The sequence below is a fragment of the Vibrio sp. 2130-1 genome, from assembly GCF_033339515.1.
The window spans coordinates 1-21,242 of record NZ_JAWOUT010000016.1 but is presented as its reverse complement, the minus strand read 5'-3'; the positions used below and the strand labels follow the sequence as shown (position 1 = coordinate 21,242).

General features: G+C 44.5%; 20 protein-coding genes. 7 read left to right on the top strand and 13 right to left on the bottom strand.

The genetic code is table 11. The features are described 5' to 3' along the window. Positions 1 to 242: 242 nt before the first annotated feature. Positions 243 to 2,789, top strand: coding sequence for an Ig-like domain-containing protein (locus tag R7Q09_RS19775; RefSeq protein WP_318071107.1), 2,547 nt, complete (start codon positions 243 to 245; stop codon positions 2,787 to 2,789). A gap of 136 nt (positions 2,790 to 2,925) precedes the next feature. Here the strand turns inward: R7Q09_RS19775 and R7Q09_RS19770 are convergent, their stop codons facing one another. Beyond that, positions 2,926 to 3,669, bottom strand: coding sequence for a YggN family protein (locus tag R7Q09_RS19770; protein WP_017820767.1), 744 nt, complete (start codon positions 3,667 to 3,669; stop codon positions 2,926 to 2,928). Positions 3,670 to 3,730: 61 nt separating this feature from the next. Beyond that, entirely contained in the window at positions 3,731 to 4,210 is a 480-nt protein-coding gene (locus R7Q09_RS19765; RefSeq protein WP_017820768.1) for a GreA/GreB family elongation factor, read from the bottom strand. Between the two features lie 76 nt (positions 4,211 to 4,286). On the opposite strand from R7Q09_RS19765, the gene R7Q09_RS19760 reads away from it, so the two are divergent. Continuing rightward, a complete protein-coding gene (locus R7Q09_RS19760) occupies positions 4,287 to 6,212 on the top strand; it encodes an ATP-dependent DNA helicase RecQ (RefSeq protein ID WP_256913658.1) in 1,926 nt (641 codons plus the stop codon). On the opposite strand, the gene dinB is transcribed toward R7Q09_RS19760, so the two are convergent. Together dinB and R7Q09_RS19750 are read right to left on the bottom strand one after the other, a co-directional pair. Continuing rightward, positions 6,209 to 7,273, bottom strand: coding sequence for a DNA polymerase IV (dinB, locus tag R7Q09_RS19755; RefSeq protein WP_025998728.1), 1,065 nt, complete (start codon positions 7,271 to 7,273; stop codon positions 6,209 to 6,211). The two genes, R7Q09_RS19760 and dinB, sit on opposite strands and share 4 nt — an antisense overlap. Positions 7,274 to 7,349: 76 nt before the next feature. After that, positions 7,350 to 7,583, bottom strand: coding sequence for a DUF2789 domain-containing protein (locus R7Q09_RS19750; RefSeq protein WP_005380277.1), 234 nt, complete (start codon positions 7,581 to 7,583; stop codon positions 7,350 to 7,352). 187 nt (positions 7,584 to 7,770) lie between these two features. On the opposite strand from R7Q09_RS19750, the gene R7Q09_RS19745 reads away from it, so the two are divergent. Further along, complete coding sequence (locus tag R7Q09_RS19745) at positions 7,771 to 8,988, top strand: response regulator (RefSeq protein ID WP_226083485.1); 1,218 nt, start codon at positions 7,771 to 7,773, stop codon at positions 8,986 to 8,988. Positions 8,989 to 9,146: 158 nt separating this feature from the next. Here the strand turns inward: R7Q09_RS19745 and nqrM are convergent, their stop codons facing one another. From nqrM to bolA, 9 genes are all read right to left on the bottom strand, one after another. Beyond that, entirely contained in the window at positions 9,147 to 9,380 is a 234-nt protein-coding gene (nqrM, locus tag R7Q09_RS19740; protein ID WP_005380273.1) for a (Na+)-NQR maturation NqrM, read from the bottom strand. A gap of 22 nt (positions 9,381 to 9,402) precedes the next feature. Then, the gene (locus tag R7Q09_RS19735) at positions 9,403 to 10,407 is read right to left on the bottom strand and encodes an FAD:protein FMN transferase (protein WP_005380272.1); all 1,005 of its coding nucleotides are present in this window, start codon (positions 10,405 to 10,407) and stop codon (positions 9,403 to 9,405) included. Positions 10,408 to 10,562: 155 nt separating this feature from the next. Next, a complete protein-coding gene (gene nqrF / locus R7Q09_RS19730; protein ID WP_005380271.1) occupies positions 10,563 to 11,786 on the bottom strand; it encodes an NADH:ubiquinone reductase (Na(+)-transporting) subunit F in 1,224 nt (407 codons plus the stop codon). Positions 11,787 to 11,819: 33 nt separating this feature from the next. After that, the gene (gene nqrE, locus R7Q09_RS19725) at positions 11,820 to 12,416 is read right to left on the bottom strand and encodes an NADH:ubiquinone reductase (Na(+)-transporting) subunit E (RefSeq protein ID WP_005380270.1); all 597 of its coding nucleotides are present in this window, start codon (positions 12,414 to 12,416) and stop codon (positions 11,820 to 11,822) included. A 7-nt stretch (positions 12,417 to 12,423) separates the two neighbouring features. Continuing rightward, positions 12,424 to 13,056 carry an NADH:ubiquinone reductase (Na(+)-transporting) subunit D gene (locus R7Q09_RS19720; RefSeq protein ID WP_005380269.1) on the bottom strand — a complete coding sequence of 211 codons (633 nt, stop codon included), beginning with the start codon at positions 13,054 to 13,056 and terminating at the stop codon, positions 12,424 to 12,426. Then, positions 13,056 to 13,826, bottom strand: coding sequence for a Na(+)-translocating NADH-quinone reductase subunit C (locus R7Q09_RS19715; RefSeq protein WP_005380267.1), 771 nt, complete (start codon positions 13,824 to 13,826; stop codon positions 13,056 to 13,058). Before R7Q09_RS19715 ends, R7Q09_RS19720 begins: the two co-directional genes overlap by 1 nt. After that, on the bottom strand, positions 13,816 to 15,060 hold the full coding sequence (locus tag R7Q09_RS19710) for an NADH:ubiquinone reductase (Na(+)-transporting) subunit B (RefSeq protein WP_005380265.1): 1,245 nt from the start codon (positions 15,058 to 15,060) through the stop codon (positions 13,816 to 13,818). Before R7Q09_RS19710 ends, R7Q09_RS19715 begins: the two co-directional genes overlap by 11 nt. Before the next feature lie 5 nt (positions 15,061 to 15,065). After that, the gene (locus R7Q09_RS19705) at positions 15,066 to 16,406 is read right to left on the bottom strand and encodes a Na(+)-translocating NADH-quinone reductase subunit A (protein ID WP_005380264.1); all 1,341 of its coding nucleotides are present in this window, start codon (positions 16,404 to 16,406) and stop codon (positions 15,066 to 15,068) included. Positions 16,407 to 16,879: 473 nt separating this feature from the next. Beyond that, entirely contained in the window at positions 16,880 to 17,188 is a 309-nt protein-coding gene (gene bolA, locus R7Q09_RS19700; protein ID WP_005380262.1) for a transcriptional regulator BolA, read from the bottom strand. Between the two features lie 243 nt (positions 17,189 to 17,431). Between bolA and R7Q09_RS19695 the strand changes: the two genes are divergently transcribed. From R7Q09_RS19695 to R7Q09_RS19680, 4 genes are all read left to right on the top strand, one after another. Continuing rightward, positions 17,432 to 18,586 (top strand): methyltransferase, encoded by a 1,155-nt coding sequence (locus tag R7Q09_RS19695; RefSeq protein ID WP_005385302.1) that lies wholly within the window; start codon positions 17,432 to 17,434, stop codon positions 18,584 to 18,586. A 32-nt stretch (positions 18,587 to 18,618) separates the two neighbouring features. Continuing rightward, a complete protein-coding gene (locus R7Q09_RS19690) occupies positions 18,619 to 19,188 on the top strand; it encodes a YajG family lipoprotein (RefSeq protein WP_005380259.1) in 570 nt (189 codons plus the stop codon). After that, positions 19,188 to 19,733, top strand: coding sequence for a peptidylprolyl isomerase (locus R7Q09_RS19685; RefSeq protein WP_005380258.1), 546 nt, complete (start codon positions 19,188 to 19,190; stop codon positions 19,731 to 19,733). The genes R7Q09_RS19690 and R7Q09_RS19685 overlap by 1 nt, the downstream gene beginning before the upstream one ends. A gap of 71 nt (positions 19,734 to 19,804) precedes the next feature. After that, positions 19,805 to 21,157 carry an AmpG family muropeptide MFS transporter gene (locus R7Q09_RS19680; protein WP_005380257.1) on the top strand — a complete coding sequence of 451 codons (1,353 nt, stop codon included), beginning with the start codon at positions 19,805 to 19,807 and terminating at the stop codon, positions 21,155 to 21,157. Positions 21,158 to 21,242: the final 85 nt, after the last annotated feature.

Genomic DNA, 21,242 nt, shown 5'->3' with positions numbered 1-21,242 from the left:
CATCTCATATTCATCGCTCAAAAGCCTCGTGACTGTTGCTCGTTTTACGTGGCTGAATTTTACCAATCCTTCTGCCGTGAAGTGAGCCGAAAAATAATGAGCTCTGGTGTAAGGGACGAACTGTTCCTCGTGATACTGTGTCGAAAAGCAGAATATTGTGCTTCGCTTTTTCCCCCTAATGTCTATTTATCAGCTAGTTATTACTCTGTTCTCATTTATACCCATGATTCAAGGAGAGGAAAATGAAGGTCACCCTACTTCACGGAGCGATGGTTGTAGCACTCAGCGCCAGCTACCAAGCTCAAGCCTATAACTGTCAAAGTCTACCCGACTGGGACAGCACTGCGACTTATACATCGGGCGCTTTAGTAAAAACGCAAGGAGCCGCTTATGAGGCTGCATATTGGACGCAAGGCAATGATCCCGTGACCAACTCAGGATCTTGGGAAGCATGGAAAGCGTTAGGGCAATGTGATGGTGGAAGCAACAATTTATCACCAACGGTGTCGTTCTCCTCTCCAATAAACAACGCACAAATTCCCGAAGGCAGTGCGATCACTTTGTTAGCCAACGCGGCAGACGAAGATGGCCAAATCACACAAGTTGAGTTTGTCGCAAGCAACCAAACGGTTGCTGTGGTAACTCAAGCACCATTCGAAGCTTCTTGGACAGCTATTGAAGGGATCTCGCAATTGACCGCAATTGCGACCGATAATGAGGGAGCTGTTAGCACCACGACGATTTCTATCCAAGTTCAACCACAAGTCGAATTACCACCACCAAGCATTTCATTGACCAGCCCAGTAGGCACAGAAGTGCTTAATGCAGGTGATAGCCTAACCGTAGCCGCTCAAGCTGACGATATTGATGGTGTGGTCACACAAGTTGAGTTCTTCGTAAACAATCAATCTGTCGCCATTGATACTAGTGCACCTTACGAATATCAATGGACCGCGAGTTCAGGTACATACTCGTTCAAAGCACAAGCGACTGATGATACAAACCTCGCAACGATGAGCCAAGAAGTAGCGCTGGTTATTAGTAATTCAGAAACCGGAACGGGCGGATGTGCAGATGCAGTACCTTATGTGGCAGGCACAAGTTATCAAGCTGGCGACCTGGTTTCTCACTTCAACCAAAAATATCGTTGTGATGTTGCTGGTTGGTGCTCCTCGGATGCGACATGGGCTTACGAGCCTGGTGAAGGGCTATACTGGCAAGATGCTTGGAGTGGCCTAGGTGCTTGTTCGACACCACCGCAAGTTACCATTACGGCACCAACGGATGGACAAGTCGTGCTCGCTGGCAGCAATAACGAAATCACGGCAAACGCAAGCGATGCTGATGGCACAGTCACACAAGTTGAGTTTTTTGCGAACAACACCAGCTTAGGGGTCACCACTCAAGCGCCATATTCCGTTACTTGGAACGCCACACTTATTGGCGCTAACCAGCTTAAAGCTGTCGCAACCGATAATGATAACAACACGTCAGAGTCCCTGGTTGGTGTGGAAGTCAGCGATAAAGATTTGGTCGTCTCTCTGACTTCACCAAGCAGCGGTCAGACCGCCGGATTAGGCAAAAGCCTCGCATTAAGCGCCGATGCAACGTCTTTAACTTCAGGCATTAAACACGTTGATTTCATGATCAACGGCTCTATTGTTGCAACCGATACCACGGCACCTTACACAGCCAACTGGACACCAACTGCACTTGGTAATTTTACAGTTAGCGCCCAAGCTGTGGATTTGTCAGGAAGCAATGCATTGTCTGACGCCGCAGCAATAACGGTGGTTGAGCAAATAGATAAACGCCATAAACTCATCGGTTACTGGCACAATTTTGTAAATGGAGCGGGCTGTCCAATTCGTCTAGCGGATATGGCAGATGCTTGGGATGTGATTGATATTGCCTTTGCTGAAAATGATCGCAACAGTGATGGCACCGTGCACTTTAATCTATATTCAGGCGATATTTACAGCGATTGTCCAGCACTCGATCCAACACAATTCAAGCAGGACATGGCAGCGCTTCAAGCTAAAGGTAAGAAGTTTGTTCTCTCTCTTGGCGGCGCAGAAGGCACGATTACGCTGAATACCGACCAAGATGAAGCCAACTTTGTCTCTAGCCTAACAGGTCTTATCGCTGAGTGGGGCTTTGATGGTCTAGATGTGGATTTAGAGAGTGGTTCTAACTTAGTTCATGGCTCGCAAATTCAAGCTCGCCTTGGTCGTGCTTTGCTTCAAATAGAGCAAAACATGGGTGGCGATATGTACCTAACCATGGCGCCTGAGCACCCTTATGTTCAAGGCGGCTATGTGGCTTACAGCGGTATTTGGGGAGCTTACATTCCTGTGATAAACGAGACACGCAGCACGCTCGACTTGCTTCACGTCCAGTTATATAACAACGGCGGTTTGCCAAACCCATACCTGCCAGGCAGTGCACCAGAAGGCTCTGTGGATATGATGGTAGCGCAATCTAAAATGCTTATCGAAGGTTTTGAGTTGGCCGACGGCACTCAATTTGCACCATTGCGCGATGATCAAGTCGCAATCGGTTTACCTTCAGGTCCTAGCTCGGCAAATTCAGGGCAGGCTCCAACACAGAATATTATCAACGCACTAGATTGTTTAACCAAAGGCACTTCATGTGGCACCGTTAAACCAGCGTACCATTACCCGAATTATGCAGGGGTAATGACATGGTCTATCAACTGGGATCAGCATGATGGCTTTAACTTCTCAAAACCTGTCGGCGATAAACTCACCGAGATGAATACGCAATAAGCTATCAAAGAACAAGCGAGTAAAACGCAAATATCGTCTTGTTTCCATTACTTATTCAAGTATGTAAAAACGAAAAGAGAGCACAATCGTGCTCTCTTTCTTTATCTCATTGAGTTTTTTACTTTTTAATGAGTAATTAAATCGTAAATACTCGGTAATCTTTTAGCTCAGGGATTTTCTTCAACAGGTCGTCTTCTTGCCCTGCCATGTCATCCAGCGAATCGCACAAGTCTTCTGCTTGTTGTTCTACCTCTTTCGAATGCTCGGCTAAACGCTCTTCTACTTTCGCGCTGAGCTCAGCCATACTCTCTGATAATGCAGTGAGGTTTATTCCTCCCTCTTCCTTCATTTTTTTCGATAAAGCATCCAACGAACTGGCTAAAAACTCTTTATTGAAGATCTCTTGTGCTTTTGCAAAGTCTTCAGTCCACCCTTGTGTCATAGACTCAAAACTCTCCGCCGGCAGGATGAAATCACCATCTTTGTAGTAACGTGATTCAACATCAGCGAAAAAGTCCTTTACTGCGACTTTTACATTATCAAACGCACCAGGTGCATCGAGGCTTTCCGCAACATCATCAATAATATCATTCGCAAGCGCTAAACCATCACTCGCCAATTGCTTTGCTTGTGGAATATACGCGTTCATTTTTTCGCGATAGTCTTCAATTGCCGCTTTCTGGTCAGAATTGAGTTCAATTAGCTCACCTTTGATGAAAAGGTTGTTATCCTCATCCACGACAGCTTTATCACCTGTCGTTTGGCGAATTTCCAAGCTTTGCCCATCCATACGGACTTCATTATTGATGTCCACACGACACTGCGCTGCATAACCAGTAGCACTGACCATCAGCAATGAGAGTGTAAAAAGCTTTTTCATGTCATTCTCTTTTATTTAACATTACTCGTGTTAAACATAACACTGAGTGATACATGAGATGTCAGCAAACCGTCACGACTTCGTAACAAGTTGTTTTTTCTCCTATTTTCACATCAATCTCATCGCCTTCTTCTTTCCCGAATAACGCTCGACCAAGAGGAGATTTTGCTGTTAAGACAAAGACTTCCTGAGCCTGATATTTAACAGTCAGACCACCAGAGCAAGGGCCTACAAAGAAGTGCTTTTCAAGCAAATTCTCATCTGCGAGAACAACGTAAGCACCAACACCAACAGGCGCATTCTTAAAGTTGCGAGTCACTAAAGAACGATATTGACGCAATTCCTCTTCACTATCTTGAATTCGCATGGCTTGTCCATGAGCAAGATACGCGGCTTCAAGTGCCAATGTATCGTACTTGTGCTCGGGAACAGTTTCTTCATCTGTCGCGGCATCGATAGCTCGCTGAGCCGATGCATGGGCAACTTGAAGTTTTTCTTCCAGATGTTGGATGATAATTGGGACTAAGTCAGCTTTGTTCATACTTTTAGGACGCGCGTTTAGTATTCGGGGTGTGTTAATGTAGCCAAGTTTACCATCAAAGAAAGGTTTCCCTATTATGCAAAGTGACTCGCTGCATCAAACACTTCAATCTGTATTTGGTTTTGACTCATTACGCCAAGGTCAGCAACCCGTTATTGAAGCCGTTATGAATGGTTACTCTGCTGCGGCAATCTTTCCTACAGGCTCGGGGAAGTCACTCTGTTATCAACTACCTGCAACCATATTACCCAACCTTACGTTGGTGATCTCTCCGTTGTTGGCGTTAATGAAGGATCAACTGAGCTTTTTACAAAGTAAAGGAATCGCGGCCGCTTCTATCGATAGCAGTCAAAGTAGAGAAGAAGCACAAAAGGTCATGGCTGGCGTGAAGAATGGACAAATCAAAATCTTGATGATTTCTGTTGAGCGGCTAAAAAACGAGCGTTTTCGTGAATTCATTCGCCAAGTACCGATTTCTTTGATGGTCATTGATGAAGCGCACTGTATTTCCGAATGGGGGCATAACTTTCGTCCAGATTATCTCAAACTACCGCAATATCAACGTGAACTGAACATCCCACAGTCTTTACTTCTCACCGCAACGGCAACGCCTGCAGTTATTGAAGACATGCAAAAAAAGTTCGATATTGCCAGTGAACATATTACCGTTACAGGCTTCTACCGCCCCAATCTGGATATATCGGTGATCCCGTGTGAGGAAACAAAGAAACAAGAACAGCTCAGTGAGATCATCGCCTCTTCACCTAAGCTTCCGACCATCATATACGTGACGCAACAGCAAACAGCAGAACGAGTAGCAAAGTCATTAATCCATATTGGCATTAACGCTCACGCATACCACGCTGGCATGAAAAGCGACGTTCGTGCACAAATCCAACAGCAGTTCATGGATGGCCAAATTGACTGTATTGTTGCAACGATTGCATTTGGTATGGGGGTCGATAAATCTGATATTCGACGCGTCATTCACTTCGACTTACCCAAATCAATCGAGAACTACGCACAAGAGATTGGACGTGCAGGCAGGGACGGGCAACGCTCTGAGTGCATTCTGCTAGGCAATACGTCCGGCTTAACGGTGTTGGAGAATTTTGTCTATGGTGACACACCAGAATTTGCGTCAATTAACTATGTAGTCGAGCAAGCGAAAGAACATGCTCCACAATGGGAGGTAGTGCCACTGCGTTTGTCGCGTGAAAGTAATATCCGCCAATTGCCACTCAAAACCTTGTTGGTTTATTTGGAGCTACATAACGTCATTGAAGCAAAGTACAGTTACTTTGCAGAATATCGGTTTAAGTTTTTGCACGATCAGCAATTTATTGTGAATCAATTTCAAGGCGAGCGACGTCAATTTGTGGAGGCTATTTTTTCCTGCTCACAAAAAGCCAAAGTGTGGTGCCAAGTTGATCTAGAAGCGCTATGGATGAACTATCAATCGGAACGCAGCCGAGTTGTCGCAGCGCTCGACTATTTTCACCAGAACGGCTGGATAGAACTAGAGAGCAAACAACTGACGGACGTGTACTCAGTTATGCCAACCAAACAGAGCTCGGATGTTTTAATCCAACAACTGTCTGAACTGTTCCAATCCAAAGAAAGCAAAGATATCGAAAGAATCCACACCATGCTGCACTTGTTCCAGTCCGAGCACTGTTTGAGCTCACAATTGGCGAACTACTTTGCGGATCACGATGCACCAAAGCAATGTGGTCACTGCTCCGTGTGTCGTGGTCACGTCGCCACATTCACAGCACCAGAACCTGAAGATATTGAACAATCTCAAGTATCGATATGGGCGCAGGAGTTTATTCAGCTTTCCCCATCGGCCATCAGTAATGATGCCGTTGCTCGCTTCTTGTGCGGAATCAGCACTCCTTTGATTAGCCAGCTAAAAGCCTCAAAGCTAGCAGGTTATGGTGCAATGGCAAACGTAAGTTTTGAGCAGGTATTAACGCAGGTAGAAACGGTAAGGGCCTAAAAAAAGCTCAATTGACGCGCTTGGTCTTCGGGCTTGAGCATCACGTTTAAGCCTAAAAGGCGAATTTCCCGTCCATTTTGGCGTTTAAGAATATCTCTTAGCAAGATCTTGAAGTCCTCAAGCTCTAATTGCGGATGGATGTGCTCAATTGTTGTCAGTTGAAAATCGGCAAATTTGACTTTAATACCTTGTTTAATAATCGACTTATCTGGGCTTGCACGCTCTAAACGTTTCTCGAGTTCAGGATAAAGTTTCTCCTCAATCACTTGCCAACATTCACCATAGGTTGCGATGTTCTGGCTGAATGTCCTTTCCACACCGACGGACTTTCTCTCGCGCTCAACAACGACTTCTCGATTATCAATTCCATGGCTTCGCTGCCATAAGGAGGCACCCTGACGACCAAACTGCCTCAACAACTCTCGATAGTCACTGTTTTTAATGTCCTCACATCGATAAAAACCGGCTTGGTGGAGCTTCTCAAGACTCACCTTCCCCACGCCAGGAATATTCTCTAACGGAAGACTATCGATAACCTCTTGGACTTTCTCTGGCGGAATCACAAACTGACCGTTGGGCTTGTTCATGTCTGACGCGACCTTGGCAAGAAACTTAATCGGAGCAATGCCCGCCGATGCCGTCAACCCAAGTTCACTCCAGATATCACGGCGAATTGACTCTGCGATCAACGTTGCGGAGCCACGGCAAGCTGTCGAGTCCGTGACATCGAGGTATGCTTCATCCAATGAGAGAGGTTCAATGATAGGCGTATAACGCTCAAAAATAGCACGAATCTGCTGAGAGACTTGCTTATATACATGCATTCTACCGGGCACAACCAACAAATGAGGACAGAGTTGCAGCGCGCGCGCCGTTGACATTGCACTGCGAACACCATATTTACGCGCATCATAATTACAGGTGCTAATCACTCCACGCTGCTTTTCATGTCCGCCAACAGCGAGTGCAATGCCACGGTAACTGGGGTTATCTCTCATCTCTACGGCAGCATAAAAACAATCCATATCGACATGAATAATTTTTCTAATTCGATCTGACATAGCCATCAAAGCACTGTTCAAAAAAACAGTATAAATCAAATCTACCTGAAGAGAAATGGGCGTGTTTAAACGAACGTCAATCTCGAAGCATTACGTCCAATTGATCGACCAATTCGGCCCAATCTGCATCTTCTTCGATGGCTTGTTTTAGAAAGTTCGCCTGTGACATCGTCCAAAAGCTAGCTTCATGTAAAGGCGCAGAATCTCTTTTGTGTCGATGTTGATTAATAAAATCTTTCATTTCTTGAGGAGAGCTACCGAGGCCCAGTTGTTGAAATAGCTCAGCCATACCATGTTGATGCATTTCCATACTACTTTCTCCCTACGTTAGCTAAACATAATTATATAACTAAGACAGGAATAATGATGTGATGTTAACGGATGCGTGTCAAACATTTGAGTAGTTGTTCTACTTTTGGTTGACATGTGTTTTTTGATGGCGATAAGTTTAATTTTAGTTATCATTGATTTTAAACAATTAATTTTGGGGACTGCGCTTGAGTAATAAGATTCTGGTTGTTGAAGATAGTCGTGCATTTAAAAACTTTCTTTGCCAAACAATAAGCCAAGCTGGTTATGAGGTCATCGCAGCGGAAAGCTACGCGGAGGCAAAGAACTTGTTATCTTCAGCACAGGACCTCTTCTGTGCGGTTTTAGACTATTGTTTACCGGATGCTCAAGATGGCGAGATTATTGATCTCGTTTTGGAACATGGTCATCGTGTCATTGTTTTAACGGCTCGATTTCAAGAAGACACTCGCGAAAAGATGCTTGCAAAAGGTGTCCTCGACTATATTTTGAAAGACAACATGGCGTCCGTTTCCTATCTATTACCACTCCTCAAGCGACTAACCAACAATCAACAACACAAATGCTTAGTCGTTGATGATTCTCACACCGTAAGAAGACACATCGCCCAACTTTTGGAACATCAATATATTCAAACGTTGGAAGCTGACAATGGGCAAAAAGCCCTAGAGCTTGTCGAGCAAAATCCAGATATCACTCTCGTTTTAACCGACCATGACATGCCCGTTAAAGATGGCATTACTATGGTGCGTGAATTACGTCGGAAGTGGGATAAAAATCAATTAGCCATTCTCGGCTTGTCGGGTAGTAACTCTAAGACCATGACGGCTAGGTTTCTAAAAGCAGGGGCCAATGACTTTTTATACAAGCCATTTAATCAAGAAGAATTTTTTTGCCGTATTCACCAACTGTTAGATATCAAAGACGCAACATCTGAACTGTTTAAAATGGCAAATCAAGATGCGCTAACGGGCTTATGGAACCGCCGCTTTCTGTTTGAGCAGCCCCATGTAGAAAACGCTCAAAGAAACATCGCGATGCTTGATATCGATTTCTTTAAGCAAGTAAATGATACACACGGACATGAGGGCGGCGATGCAGTGCTAGTCATGATAGCGAATATTCTAAAAATCTATTTTCCAAATGATATTGTCGCTAGGCTTGGTGGCGAGGAGTTTTGTATTCAAGCCAGTGGCGACTATGACGGCTTTCTAACACGCTTAGAACAAATGCGACAGCGCATAGAAAAAACGCCAATAACTTATTTGGACAAAAACATTCTTGTGACCGCGAGTATTGGTGTAAGCAACATCGTGGGGGAGCTAGAACAACAAATAAAAGCGGCGGATGAGCGACTTTACATGGCCAAAGAGAACGGACGTAACCAAATCATTGCTTCGTCCTAATGATTATCGATGTAGTCTTGCTCTTTAACATGAGAGAAAGAAACAACAAAACACGGTATTAGGCTCTTTCTCGGATATCTGAGTTTTGGTTAGCTGCCTAAAAATAAAGCTCAGCAGAACGCTGAGCTTTATCACTTTCTTAGTACGATTAACCAATACTAAGCAATTCTATCTTTTTCCCACGCCGCCAATTTCTCAGCACGCGCAGCCTCGCGCGCTTCACGTTTTTTACGCGCATCGCAGGGTTCTGGACAATTACACACTTTTTCGATGCCAACTGCCCCTAGGCCACCGCAGCTACCTTTCACGACTTTCTTTTGGAAAATGTATCCGACAGCCATTGCAGTGATTACCGCGACAAACACAGCAAAGGTAATTAGAAATGTATTCATAAAAACATGCTCACTTCTGTTGTTATTTCTTCATGAATGGCTTGTATGCTTCCGAAGCCAACTCTTTAAAACCATCTTCCGTTTTCACAATCATGAAAACAGGAATATTATTTTCGTTCGCAATTGCCATGCCTTTGTCTTCACCTAGCACCATAAGACCAGTTGCAAGACCATCAGCAGTCATCGACGATTTATCTAATACCGTTACAGACACCACTTTATGATGAATTGGTTTGCCTGTTCGTGGATTAATAATATGAGAGTATCTCACACCATTACTCTCAAAGTAATTACGATAGTCACCACTTGTTGCAATTGCCATGTCGCCTGGTTCAATAATTTCTTGAATTGAACGTTCATCAACGGTCGGTTTTTCAATTGCGATACGCCAAGGCACACCTTCACGATTGACACCTTTGAGACGCATTTCACCGCCAACTTCGACCATAAAGTTCTGTACCCCTTCAGATTGAAGGTAGTCAGCAACCACGTCAACCCCCCAACCTTTCGCAATCGTCGATAGGTCGACGTACAAGTTAGGAAGATCTTTGGACAGTGTATTACCATCAACAGATAGGTGGTGAATACCGGTATTTGCTTTGCGAGCAGCGAGTTCTTCATCGGTTGGAACTACATCTGGACGAGCTTCTGGACCAAACCCCCACAGGTTAACTAGAGGGCCGACCGTCACATCCAATGCACCTAAAGTAAGACCGTTAAGGCGAATTGCTTCTTTCACTACCGTCGCAGTTTGTGTCGAAACTGTAAATGGCTCGCTCGTTTGATGCTGATTAAAACGACTTAACTCTGAGTCGTCACGATAGGTCGACATTTGGTCATTAACCTCTTCCAATAAGCGATCAATTTCTGTCTGCATCGCTTTTGGCGTTGGAATACCATCTTGCTCGATATACTTGATGTTGTAAGAAGTCCCCATGGTAGGGCCACTTAAATGAATTTGATCTGCAGGCTGCTCACAGCCAGCCAAAATCAATAGAGAAGCGAATGCAACAAGCCACTTTTTCACTTGTTAACTCCCAATGTTGTTGAATTGATATGGGAAATAGGACCAATCATTTCAATCCGATTACCTATATCAACTGTTGAATATCAGTTTTATGTCTATAAAAAATAATGGCTAGCTCTTGGAGAGCTAGCCATAGATTCAATCACTTGGAGGAATTAACCACCGAAGTCATCTAGTAGGATGTTTTCATCCTCTACACCTAGATCTTTCAGCATGCCGATTACAGCAGCGTTCATCATAGGTGGACCACACATGTAGTATTCACAGTCTTCTGGCGCTTCGTGATCACGTAGGTAGTTCTCGTAAAGAACGTTGTGAATAAAGCCAGTGTAACCATCCCAGTTATCTTCTGGAAGTGGATCAGACAGTGCACAGTGCCATACGAAGTTGTCATTCTCAGCTTGTAGCATATCGAAATCTTCTACGTAGAACATTTCACGCTTAGAACGTGCGCCGTACCAGAAAGACATCTTACGCTTAGAGTGCAGACGCTTAAGTTGGTCGAAGATGTGTGAGCGCATTGGAGCCATACCAGCACCACCACCAACGAATACCATTTCTGCATCTGTATCTTTCGCAAAGAACTCACCAAATGGACCAGAAATAGTACACTTGTCGCCTTCTTTTAGAGACCAGATGTACGAAGACATGATGCCTGGTGGTACGTCTGGGTTGTTCGGCGGCGGAGTTGCGATACGAACGTTAAGCATGATGATACCGTGCTCTTCTGGGTAGTTAGCCATAGAGTATGCACGAATGGTCTCTTCATTAACTTTAGACTCGTAACGGAAAAGGTTGAACTTCTCCCAGTCTTCACGGTATTCCTCAGGAATATCGTAGTCTGCGTATTTCACGTGGTGAGCAGGAGCTTCAATCTGGATGTAACCACCAGCACGGAAAGGTACTGATTCGCCATCTGGAATTTGTAGCTTAAGCTCTTTGATGAATGTCGCTTTGTTATCGTTAGAGATAACAGTACATTCCCACTTCTTAACGCCGAAGATTTCTTCAGGAAGCTCGATATCCATGTCAGTTTTCATTGCAACCTGACACGCTAGACGCTCACCTTCACGCGCTTCACCTTTAGTAATATGGTCAAGCTCGGTTGGTAGGATGTCGCCACCACCTGATTTAACTTTTACGCGACACTGACCACATGAGCCACCGCCACCACAAGCAGAAGATACGAATACGCCAGCACCTGCTAGAGCACTCAGTAGCTTACCACCTGGTTGTGTAACGATCGCCAGAGAAGGGTCATCGTTCACAGAAATTGTAATGTCACCTGTTGGTACAAGCTTAGACTTAGCGAAAAGAATCACTAGTACTAGTGCAAGTACGATCAGAGTAAACATCACTACACCAAGAATAATGTCCATTGACTATTCCTTAATTGTTGCGGTTTACCCGACTTACAGTTGAACACCAGAGAAAGACATAAAGCCTAACGCCATAAGACCTACAGTGATAAATGTGATACCAAGACCACGTAGACCTGGAGGTACGTCAGAGTACTTCATCTTCTCACGGATACCTGCAAGAGCAACGATTGCTAGCATCCAGCCCACACCAGAGCCGAAACCGTAAACGATCGATTCAGCAAAGTTGTAGTCACGTTGTACCATGAAAGATACACCACCGAAGATTGCACAGTTTACTGTGATCAGCGGTAGGAAGATGCCTAGCGCGTTGTACAAAGGTGGGAAGAAACGGTCTAGGACCATCTCTAGAATCTGTACAAGTGCTGCAATTACACCGATAAAGGTGATGAAGTTTAGGAAGCTAAGGTCCACGCCCTCAACTAACGCGTTCTCTCTCAGAACTAGGTTGTATACCAGGTTATTCACAGGAACAGCGATAGTCAGAACTACCACAACTGCAACACCTAGGCCGAAAGAGGTCTTAACCTTCTTAGATACGGCAAGAAAAGTACACATACCTAGGAAGAAAGACAGAGCCATGTTTTCGATGAAAATCGATTTAACTAACAGACTAATGTAATGTTCCATGACGTCCTTACTCCTTCGCTTCTACTTGTTCTGGTTTCAGAATACGGATTACCCAGATAAGGAAGCCGATTAGGAAGAATGCTGATGGTGCTAGTAGCATTAGGCCGTTAGGCTGGTACCAACCACCGTTGCTCACTAGAGGTAGAACTTCTAGACCAAATAGTTTGCCTGAGCCAAATAGCTCACGGAAGAAACCTACAGTGATAAGAACGAAGCCGTAACCTAGACCGTTACCAATACCGTCAATAAGAGATGGTACTGGCGCAGACTTCATTGCGAATGCTTCAGCACGACCCATTACGATACAGTTAGTGATAATCAGACCAACGAATACAGATAACTGTTTAGAGATATCGTATAGGTAAGCTTTTAGCACTTGGTCTACCACGATTACTAACGATGCGATGATTGCCATCTGAACGATGATACGCACACTGTTAGGAATGTGGTTACGGATCAATGAAACAGAGAAGTTAGACAACGCAGTTACAAATGTTACCGCTAGTGTCATTACAAAAGCTGTTTCTAGTTTAGTTGTTACTGCAAGAGCAGAACATACACCAAGAACTTGTAGCGCGATTGGGTTGTTATCCAATACTGGCGCTAGAATGCTCTTTTTAACGTTTTGTGCACTAGACATTAGTTAAGTTCTCCGTCACGAACTTTTGCTAGGAAAGGACCAAAGCCCATATCACCTAACCAGAAGTCAAATGTGTGTTGAACACCATTACTAGTGAGCGTTGCTCCTGATAAGCCATCAACACCGTGCTCAGAACCTTGCGGTGCGCCGCCTTTCACGACCTTAATCGCTGGCTGGTGATCTTCATTGTACAATTTCTTGCCAATGAATTGATCGCGCCATGAAGGATTCTCTACTTCACCACCAAGTCCAGGAGTTTCACCTTGCTCGTAGTAAGTAATAGCAGACACAGTGTTACCATCAGTTTCAACGGCTACAAAGGCATACATCATCGACCATAGTCCTTTACCGTGCATAGGCAGGATAACTTTTTGGACTTCATCTTGATCTTTTACAAGGTACACCACTGCTGTATTCGCGCGACGACGGATATCAGCTACGTCTTCTTCTGGTGTCAATGCGATTGAACGTTCTGCATCTTTTGATGCTTCACGTTGATCGTACGTAGATGCATTACCCTCAGTAAAGTTACCTGTTTCAAGGTCTACTAGACGAGGTTCAATGTACTCAGCAAATAGCTCTGGTACTTTCTTACCGTTTGCGTCAATGCCTGCAACTTCAACGATCTTTGATTGCTTATCTAGGACAGCGTTAGCTTTTTGCTTATCACGCAGACCTACTGCTGCTGTTGATACGATGATTGAACAAACAAGGCTCAACCCGATAACAACACCCAGCGTCTTTTTAATGCTGTCGTTATTACTTGCCATAGCGTGCTAGTCTCCGCTTGATGTTCTTCTCAATCACTACATGGTCGAACAGAGGTGCGAATAGGTTCGCGAATAGAATCGCCAGCATCATACCTTCTGGGTACGCTGGGTTAACTACACGGATCATCACACACATTGCACCAATCAGGATGCCGTACCACCATTTACCTTTGCTAGTAAATGACGCTGATACTGGGTCCGTTGCCATGAAGAACATACCGAATGCAAAACCACCTAGAACTAGGTGCCAGTGCCATGGCATATTAAACATTGGATTAGTGTCAGAACCGATCACGTTAAACAGAGTCGATACTGCGATCATACCGATCATTACACCCGCAATGATGCGCCATGAAGCGATTCGCATGTAAACGATCATCGCTGCACCGATCATTAGAGCTAGAGTCGATACTTCACCAATTGAACCAGGGATGTTACCGATGAACGCATCCATCCAAGTGATAGGAGCGCCAGTTACTGTGTTAACTAGAGCACCGTTACCACCTTGAGCCCATTGGCTAAGAGCAGTTGCACCAGAGAAGCCGTCAGCTGCAGTCCATACTACGTCACCCGAAATTTGTGCTGGGTAAGCGAAGAATAGAAATGCACGACCTGCAAGTGCAGGGTTAAGGAAGTTACGACCTGTACCACCGAAGATCTCTTTTGCTACAACAACACCAAATGTGATACCTAGCGCCGCTTGCCATAGAGGTAGCGTTGGTGGAACGATAAGTGCGAATAAGATAGAAGTTACAAAGAAACCTTCGTTAACTTCGTGCTTACGCACCATACAGAACAACACTTCCCAGAAACCACCAACAATAAATACTGTTGCGTAGATTGGCAGGAAGTAAGTCGCACCTAGTAGCATCTTACTGCCAACACCCGCTTCCGCACCGATAGTGCCGCCAAGCATTTCTGTTAGCCAGTAGTGCCAGTTACCTGCGATAACTGTCGCTAGTTGGTCACCAGCGTACATGTGGTTAAGTGCTGCAATAGCTTGGCCACCTGCGTTGTACATACCCCAGAACATTGCTGGGAATACCGCAAACCAAACCATGATCATGATACGTTTTAGGTCAACGCTATCACGAACGTGCGAGCTTTTATTTGTTACGATACCTGGCGTGTAAAAAACTGTTGCTACAGCTTCGTACAGGGCAAACCATTTTTCGTGTTTGCCACCAGGCTCAAAATGATGCTCGATGTCTTCAAGAAACTTTTTAAGAGCCATGAAAATTACCCTTCCTTCTCGATAGTATCTAGGCATTCACGAAGTAACGTACCGTACTCGTACTTACCTGGACATACAAAGGTACACAATGCTAGATCTTCTTCATCCAGTTCAAGCGCACCCAGTGCTTGAGCACTGTCTGTGTCGCCGGCACATAGATCACGAAGCAGCAAAGTAGGCTCCATATCTAGAGGCATTACGCGTTCGTAGTTGCCAATTGGAACCATTGAACGATCACTACCATTGGTCGTCGTTGTCATATTGAACAACTGACCTTTGAATACGTGACCAAGGAAAGAGCGAGTTACCGAGAACTTATTCTTACCAGGCATTGCCCAGCCAAATAGTTCTTTTTCACGGCCTTCACGTAATACAGAAACCTGTTGATGGTAACGGCCAAGGTATGCGTGTGGACCAGTTGCATGTGTACCTGTTAGTACTGAACCAGAGATCACACGAACTTCGCCAGGCATCAGCTCGTTATCTGTTAGGTCATCTAAGCTTGCACCCATTACGGTACGAACTAGACGAGGGTTATTCACAACTGGGCCAGCTAGAGACACAACACGATCTGTGCATAGCTCACCAGTTAGGAACAGCTTACCGAACGCGATAACGTCTTGGTAGTTGATGCTCCATGCCACATTCTCTGCATTTACTGGGTATAGGAAATGCATGTGGGTGCCAGCAAGACCTGCTGGGTGAGGGCCATCGAAGACGTGTTCTTCTACGTTAGACTGTGAAGAGCGTGGCAAGCTAGTGCCAGATTTACATACGTAAACCTTGCCTTCTGTCAGGGCTGAAAGAATGTCTAGACCAGCAATGAATGCTTCTTGTTGCTCATTAATGATCAACTCAGGCTTAGCTGCTAGTGGATTAGTATCCATTGCAGTTACGAAAATAGCCTTAGTAGAAGACTCGATTGCAGGAACCTTGCTAAACGGACGAGTACGTAAAGCGGTCCATAAGCCAGAGTCAACCAACTGAGTCTTGATCACTTCACGATCTAGACCTGAAAGTTGAGCGGCTTCGAACTTATCAAATGTCACCTGCTCTTCACCTGCCACTTCAATCACTACAGATTGAAGGACACGTTTAGCGCCACGGTTAACTTCGATCACTTTACCGGCTGCTGGTGCAGTAAATTTCACGCCTGGGTTCTTTTTATCTTCAAAAAGAACTTGCGCTTTTTTCACTTCATCACCAACGCGGACATGCATGGTAGGTCGCATGCCAACGTACTCTTCGCCAAGCAAGGCGACTTTTTTGATGGTCTTACCATCATTAATCACCTGGGATGGAGTTCCTGCGATAGGAAGATCCAAGCCCTTCTTTATTGTAATCATACGCACTTGCACTACTTTTATCGGGAAAAAGATTCTTTTGATTGCGTAACTTTTAGACACGACATCAGTGTCCGGTTTTGATGTTGTTTTAAACATCAAAATCGCAACATCCTATTAAAAATCTCGTCACAAGGAATACGCGAGATTTATCAGGTGCCGTAGTCTAGCATTTTTTAGGAACTTGATGCCATGATCAATCATTAGAATAGAGGGGTTATTTCGGTAGAATCAGGTCTAAAAGGTCAAAGAATAGTCATAACTTTGACCCATCGCACAAATGCCATATTCCATACATATCTTATGGAAAAGTGATATTCATCGCCTGAAATATTCTGCAATTTCCATTCATTTGTTGAAACACTGTTAACACATTTTTTAACCAAAATTTGTGCCACGTTAACGTCCCTAAAGAATGTAAAACGAAAAAAGATGGCCTTAAGCCACCTTTCTCTGCACCTTTATATCTTGCGTTTTTAGTGACCGCCACCCATACACATCGGGCTATCAGGGGCGCCATCTTGTTCACGCTTCCACTCTTCATCAGTGTATGTATGAATAGCTAATGCATGAATGTGGTTATCCAGTTCATCTGCCAAAATTTGATGAACTTGACGATGGCGCCCAATCAAACGCTGTCCCGCGAACGAATCACTCACAACAATCACTTTGAAATGACTCTCTGAGCCTGGTGGCACATTATGCATGTAGCTCTCATTAATGACTTTGAGATAGCTGGGTTGCAGCTCACTGTGTAGTTTCTTCTCTATGATTTCTTGGATCATATTCGTTCCTCATTGATGCGAATTCCATAAGTATATACCTAAGTAAAGCAGACATGCATCACTCAAACGTCACTCTCATTATTGACGCACTTTGTAGACATATTGTCTCAAGGCGCTCGACTCCATGAACATGCCTAGAGAGCAGCCATCACTGAACTCGTAAAATTTGACAGCTTTTTGTATCTCGACACGTCATCATTTGCGACAATAACACTTAATTTCTAAATCAACTTACATTTAGCTATGAAAACCGAACTGAACCTTCACGAGCGAAGCTTAACACTTCATCGTTTCCCAAAACGAAGTAACGAAACGCTACAAGCGTGGGATGCCGGTGATGAGTATCTTATTAATCATGTTGAAGAGCTTGCTTTGCCAGACAATCAAAACATCCTCGTGATTAATGACAGCTTTGGTGCCCTCTCCTGCTGGTTTTCGGAAAAGCACCATGTAACGCTAATGAGTGATTCATTCATCTCACATAAAGGTGCACAGCAAAATCTCGAGCAAAACCAGTGCAATAAAGTAGCGTTTGCCACCACGATGGACCTCGTTCCTGCCAATATTGATCTCGTCTTGCTGCAACTGCCCAAAAGTAACCGCCATCTAGTGTGGATACTAAGCCAATTAAGAAAGGCGCTACCGGCTTCCTGCCCCGTCATTGCAGTCAATAAAGCGAAAGACATTCATACTTCGACGCTAAAACTGTTTGAAAAATACTTAGGCGAAACAAAAACATCTTTGGCCTGGAAAAAGCACAGATTGGTGTTTTCTCAAGCAACAGTTGAGCCTCCGATTGAAGTAATGCCTTTCACGACTTGGCGCGTTGATGGCGAAGATATCGAACTCAAGAACATGCCAAATGTCTATTCAGGAGAAAGTTTAGATTTAGGTGCACGCTTTATGCTGCAGCACCTGCCTCAAGACCCTTCGATAGACAATGTCATCGACCTCGGCTGCGGCAATGGTGTTCTGTCTGTTAAATTTGGTCAGTTGAATCCAAATGCTCGGCTAACATGTGTTGATGAAAGTTTTATGGCGCTTGAATCAGCAAAACAGAACCTACGCGACAACCTTGGTGAAAATAGAGACATACAGTGCATAGCGAACAATTGCTTGGACGGTTTTAAACACAGCAGCAGCTCTATGGTTATGTGTAATCCACCGTTTCATCAACAACAGGCAATCACCGATCATATTGCTTGGCAAATGTTCTGCGATGCTAAACAAGTATTAAGTGAAAATGGCCGTTTACTGGTTATCGGAAATCGTCACCTCGGGTACGACGCAAAACTCAAACGTCTGTTTGGCGATAAAAATGTGAAACTTATCGCTTCCAACAATAAGTTTGTGATTTTACAGGCTACAAAAAATCCTGCTAAATTAAGCGCAAAATAAGCTTTAGCAAAATAGTTAAAAGGAATAATAAAATGAGAAAATTGGTACTTGCGGCTTCGGTTGCGTTGCTTGCTGCGTGTTCAGCCCCTCAACAACCTCAGCTGAACCTGATGCCAGAAAGCACATTGAGCACCAATCCAATTGTTCAAGGCAAGACTTACAGTTTGACCAGCAAAGATGTACGTGCAGCGCAGTACGTGGCGTTGGTGGATAACGGCCGTTCGAACATTCTTCCTCTTCATGCTAAACAGAATTTACGTATTGCGTTAGAAGAAGCATTAGAGAAGCAATTCTCATCTCAAGGTTTCCATGCGGATCTAAACAGCAACAACGCGATTGAATTGAGCGTTCAAGAAGCGTTGGTCAACGTGAAGCATTCGGTGATGGAAAATGAGATGGATGCTAAAGTTGTGCTGGAAATCACAGCAGAGACACCTGAGGGCAAGCTAGTCAAAACTTATACAGGTACAGCAAAGCGATCTGGCACATTGAGTGCTTCTGATGCCGATATTGAAGAGACATTGAATGATGTGGTGACATTGACGCTTAAAGAGATTGCCAATGACCCTGAGCTTCGTCAATACATGCAGGAGCGTTTCTAATGTTACGCAAAGCGATTCTGTCTTTAGCACTACTCAGCTGCAGCGTTTGGGCTGGACCAAAAGTAGCGTTTGAAACGACACTTGGTTCATTTACGGTTGAGTTAAACGAAGAGAAAGCACCTATCACTGTCGCTAATTTTCTAAAATATGTAGAAGATGGGAGCTACGAGGGTACTATTTTTCATCGTATTATCCCAGGCTTCATGGCACAAGGTGGCGGCTTTAACCAAGATATGCAGATGGTGAAAACATACGCGCCAATCAAAAACGAAGGAAATAATGGTCTAAACAATGACCGTGCTACCATCGCCATGGCACGAACCAATGCACCAAACTCTGCAACTCGTCAGTTTTTCGTCAACTTAGTCGACAATGACTTTCTCAACTATGGCGCTCGACCACCAGGTTATGCTGTATTTGGTGAGGTTACTGAGGGGTTCGACGTTATCCAGAAAATGGCTCAGCAGCCGACCACGACGGTAGGCCGAATGCGTGATGTACCAGAGACGCAAATCGTCATCACCAAAGCTACACTACTTAAATAGCCAAAACGATAAGCCCTTTGAATAATCGAAGGGCTTTCTCTTTCAACGGCTTCATTTTATTGGATTGATTTATGTCTTCATTACCTTCCATCACTTGGTTGGAAACGGTAAAAAGTTACCTCGATAAACGACTCATGTGGGTTTTCATGCTGGGCTGCTCTAGCGGCTTTCCGTGGGTTCTTATCGGTTCAAACATGTCAGGTTGGCTAAAAGATGCCGGCTTGACCCTCTCCGCAATTGGCTATTTTGGTAGCGTTTTTGCGGTCTATGCGATCAACTTTCTGTGGGCACCTCTGGTTGACCGCGTGAAGCTGCCAGTCCTCTTTAGACTGCTGGGGCAAAGACGTAGCTGGATTTTCTTTTGCCAAAGTATCGTACTCGTCGCTACCCTATTTATTGCCGGCGTTAATCCAGCGGAAAACTTGGTATTTGCGTCACTACTCGCCTTGTGCATTGCAACGGCTTCAGCGACACAAGACATCGCAATTGATGCTTTTCGTATTGATACTTTCCCAAAGTCAGAAGAGTCTAAACTGCCTCAAGCTTCTGCAATGGCGGTCATTGGCTGGTGGACAGGTTATTCACTACCGGGTTATTTAGCGTTTGTTAATGCTGACAGTGTCGGTTGGAATGGTGTGTACTACGGGATGGCGGTGATAGTCGGCATTCTAATGGTCTTTACGATTTTAGTCGGTGAACCGAAGACTCAACGCGAACAACTTCAGTCTGCCGCTGAACAACGCCACAAAGAAGTGGTTGGTTCAAAAGTCGTAGCTTGGTTTACCGTGACTGTTGTAGAACCTTTCCTTGATTTCTTTAATCGCAATGGCGTCCGTGTCGCGATTACTCTGTTGCTGTTCGTTTTCCTATTTAAAATTGGCGAAGCGTTTTTGGGCAGGATGTCGATCGCGTTCTATAAAGATATTGGTTTTAGCAATGAACAAATTGGCTATTACTCCAAACTGATCGGTTGGGGAGCCACCATCTTCTTTACTTTTGTCGGAAGCATGTTCAACGTTAGGTTTGGTATTGTACGTGGATTAATGATCGGCGGTATTGCGATGTCTGCCAGTAACTTGATGTTTGCTTGGATTGCTTCGGTAGGCCCAAACGAGCACTTGTACTTAGCCACGATTATTGTCGATAACTTTACGACTGCTTTCTCAACTGTCGCTTTTGTTTCATTTTTGACGATTCTAACCGGGCAAGCATTTTCGGCAACTCAGTATGCGTTGCTTGCCTCTCTAGGAAACTTCGGACGGACGACTCTTGCTTCTTTCAGTGGCGAGCTAGTGGATTATCTTAATGATTGGAGCACATTCTTCGTGCTTACCGCTGTCATGGTCGTGCCAAGCTTGATTATGTTGTACTCGCTACGACATTACTTTGATGCTCTATTGGAAAAAGCACGTCACAAGCATTAACGAAACATGTAAATTACCACCTTCTAAAGAAGGTGGCTTTGTGTGAGCCCCCTAAAAGGGGGCCTTTGTTTAGTCCAGCGCCAAT

Excerpts from the sequence above, each read along its gene's own strand:
- R7Q09_RS19770 (WP_017820767.1), bottom strand. The coding sequence starts at position 3,669 with ATGAAAAAGCTTTTTACACTCTCATTGCTGATGGTCAGTGCTACTGGT.
- nqrE (WP_005380270.1), bottom strand. The coding sequence starts at position 12,416 with ATGGAACATTACATTAGTCTGTTAGTTAAATCGATTTTCATCGAAAAC.
- R7Q09_RS19705 (WP_005380264.1), bottom strand. The coding sequence starts at position 16,406 with ATGATTACAATAAAGAAGGGCTTGGATCTTCCTATCGCAGGAACTCCA.
- R7Q09_RS19760 (WP_256913658.1), top strand. The coding sequence starts at position 4,287 with ATGCAAAGTGACTCGCTGCATCAAACACTTCAATCTGTATTTGGTTTT.
- R7Q09_RS19765 (WP_017820768.1), bottom strand. The coding sequence starts at position 4,210 with ATGAACAAAGCTGACTTAGTCCCAATTATCATCCAACATCTGGAAGAA.
- R7Q09_RS19750 (WP_005380277.1), bottom strand. The coding sequence starts at position 7,583 with ATGGAAATGCATCAACATGGTATGGCTGAGCTATTTCAACAACTGGGC.
- R7Q09_RS19685 (WP_005380258.1), top strand. The coding sequence starts at position 19,188 with ATGTTACGCAAAGCGATTCTGTCTTTAGCACTACTCAGCTGCAGCGTT.
- dinB (WP_025998728.1), bottom strand. The coding sequence starts at position 7,273 with ATGTCAGATCGAATTAGAAAAATTATTCATGTCGATATGGATTGTTTT.
- nqrM (WP_005380273.1), bottom strand. The coding sequence starts at position 9,380 with ATGAATACATTTCTAATTACCTTTGCTGTGTTTGTCGCGGTAATCACT.
- R7Q09_RS19690 (WP_005380259.1), top strand. The coding sequence starts at position 18,619 with ATGAGAAAATTGGTACTTGCGGCTTCGGTTGCGTTGCTTGCTGCGTGT.
- R7Q09_RS19775 (WP_318071107.1), top strand. The coding sequence starts at position 243 with ATGAAGGTCACCCTACTTCACGGAGCGATGGTTGTAGCACTCAGCGCC.
- nqrF (WP_005380271.1), bottom strand. The coding sequence starts at position 11,786 with ATGGACATTATTCTTGGTGTAGTGATGTTTACTCTGATCGTACTTGCA.
- R7Q09_RS19680 (WP_005380257.1), top strand. The coding sequence starts at position 19,805 with ATGTCTTCATTACCTTCCATCACTTGGTTGGAAACGGTAAAAAGTTAC.
- bolA (WP_005380262.1), bottom strand. The coding sequence starts at position 17,188 with ATGATCCAAGAAATCATAGAGAAGAAACTACACAGTGAGCTGCAACCC.
- R7Q09_RS19695 (WP_005385302.1), top strand. The coding sequence starts at position 17,432 with ATGAAAACCGAACTGAACCTTCACGAGCGAAGCTTAACACTTCATCGT.
- R7Q09_RS19710 (WP_005380265.1), bottom strand. The coding sequence starts at position 15,060 with ATGGCTCTTAAAAAGTTTCTTGAAGACATCGAGCATCATTTTGAGCCT.
- R7Q09_RS19720 (WP_005380269.1), bottom strand. The coding sequence starts at position 13,056 with ATGTCTAGTGCACAAAACGTTAAAAAGAGCATTCTAGCGCCAGTATTG.
- R7Q09_RS19715 (WP_005380267.1), bottom strand. The coding sequence starts at position 13,826 with ATGGCAAGTAATAACGACAGCATTAAAAAGACGCTGGGTGTTGTTATC.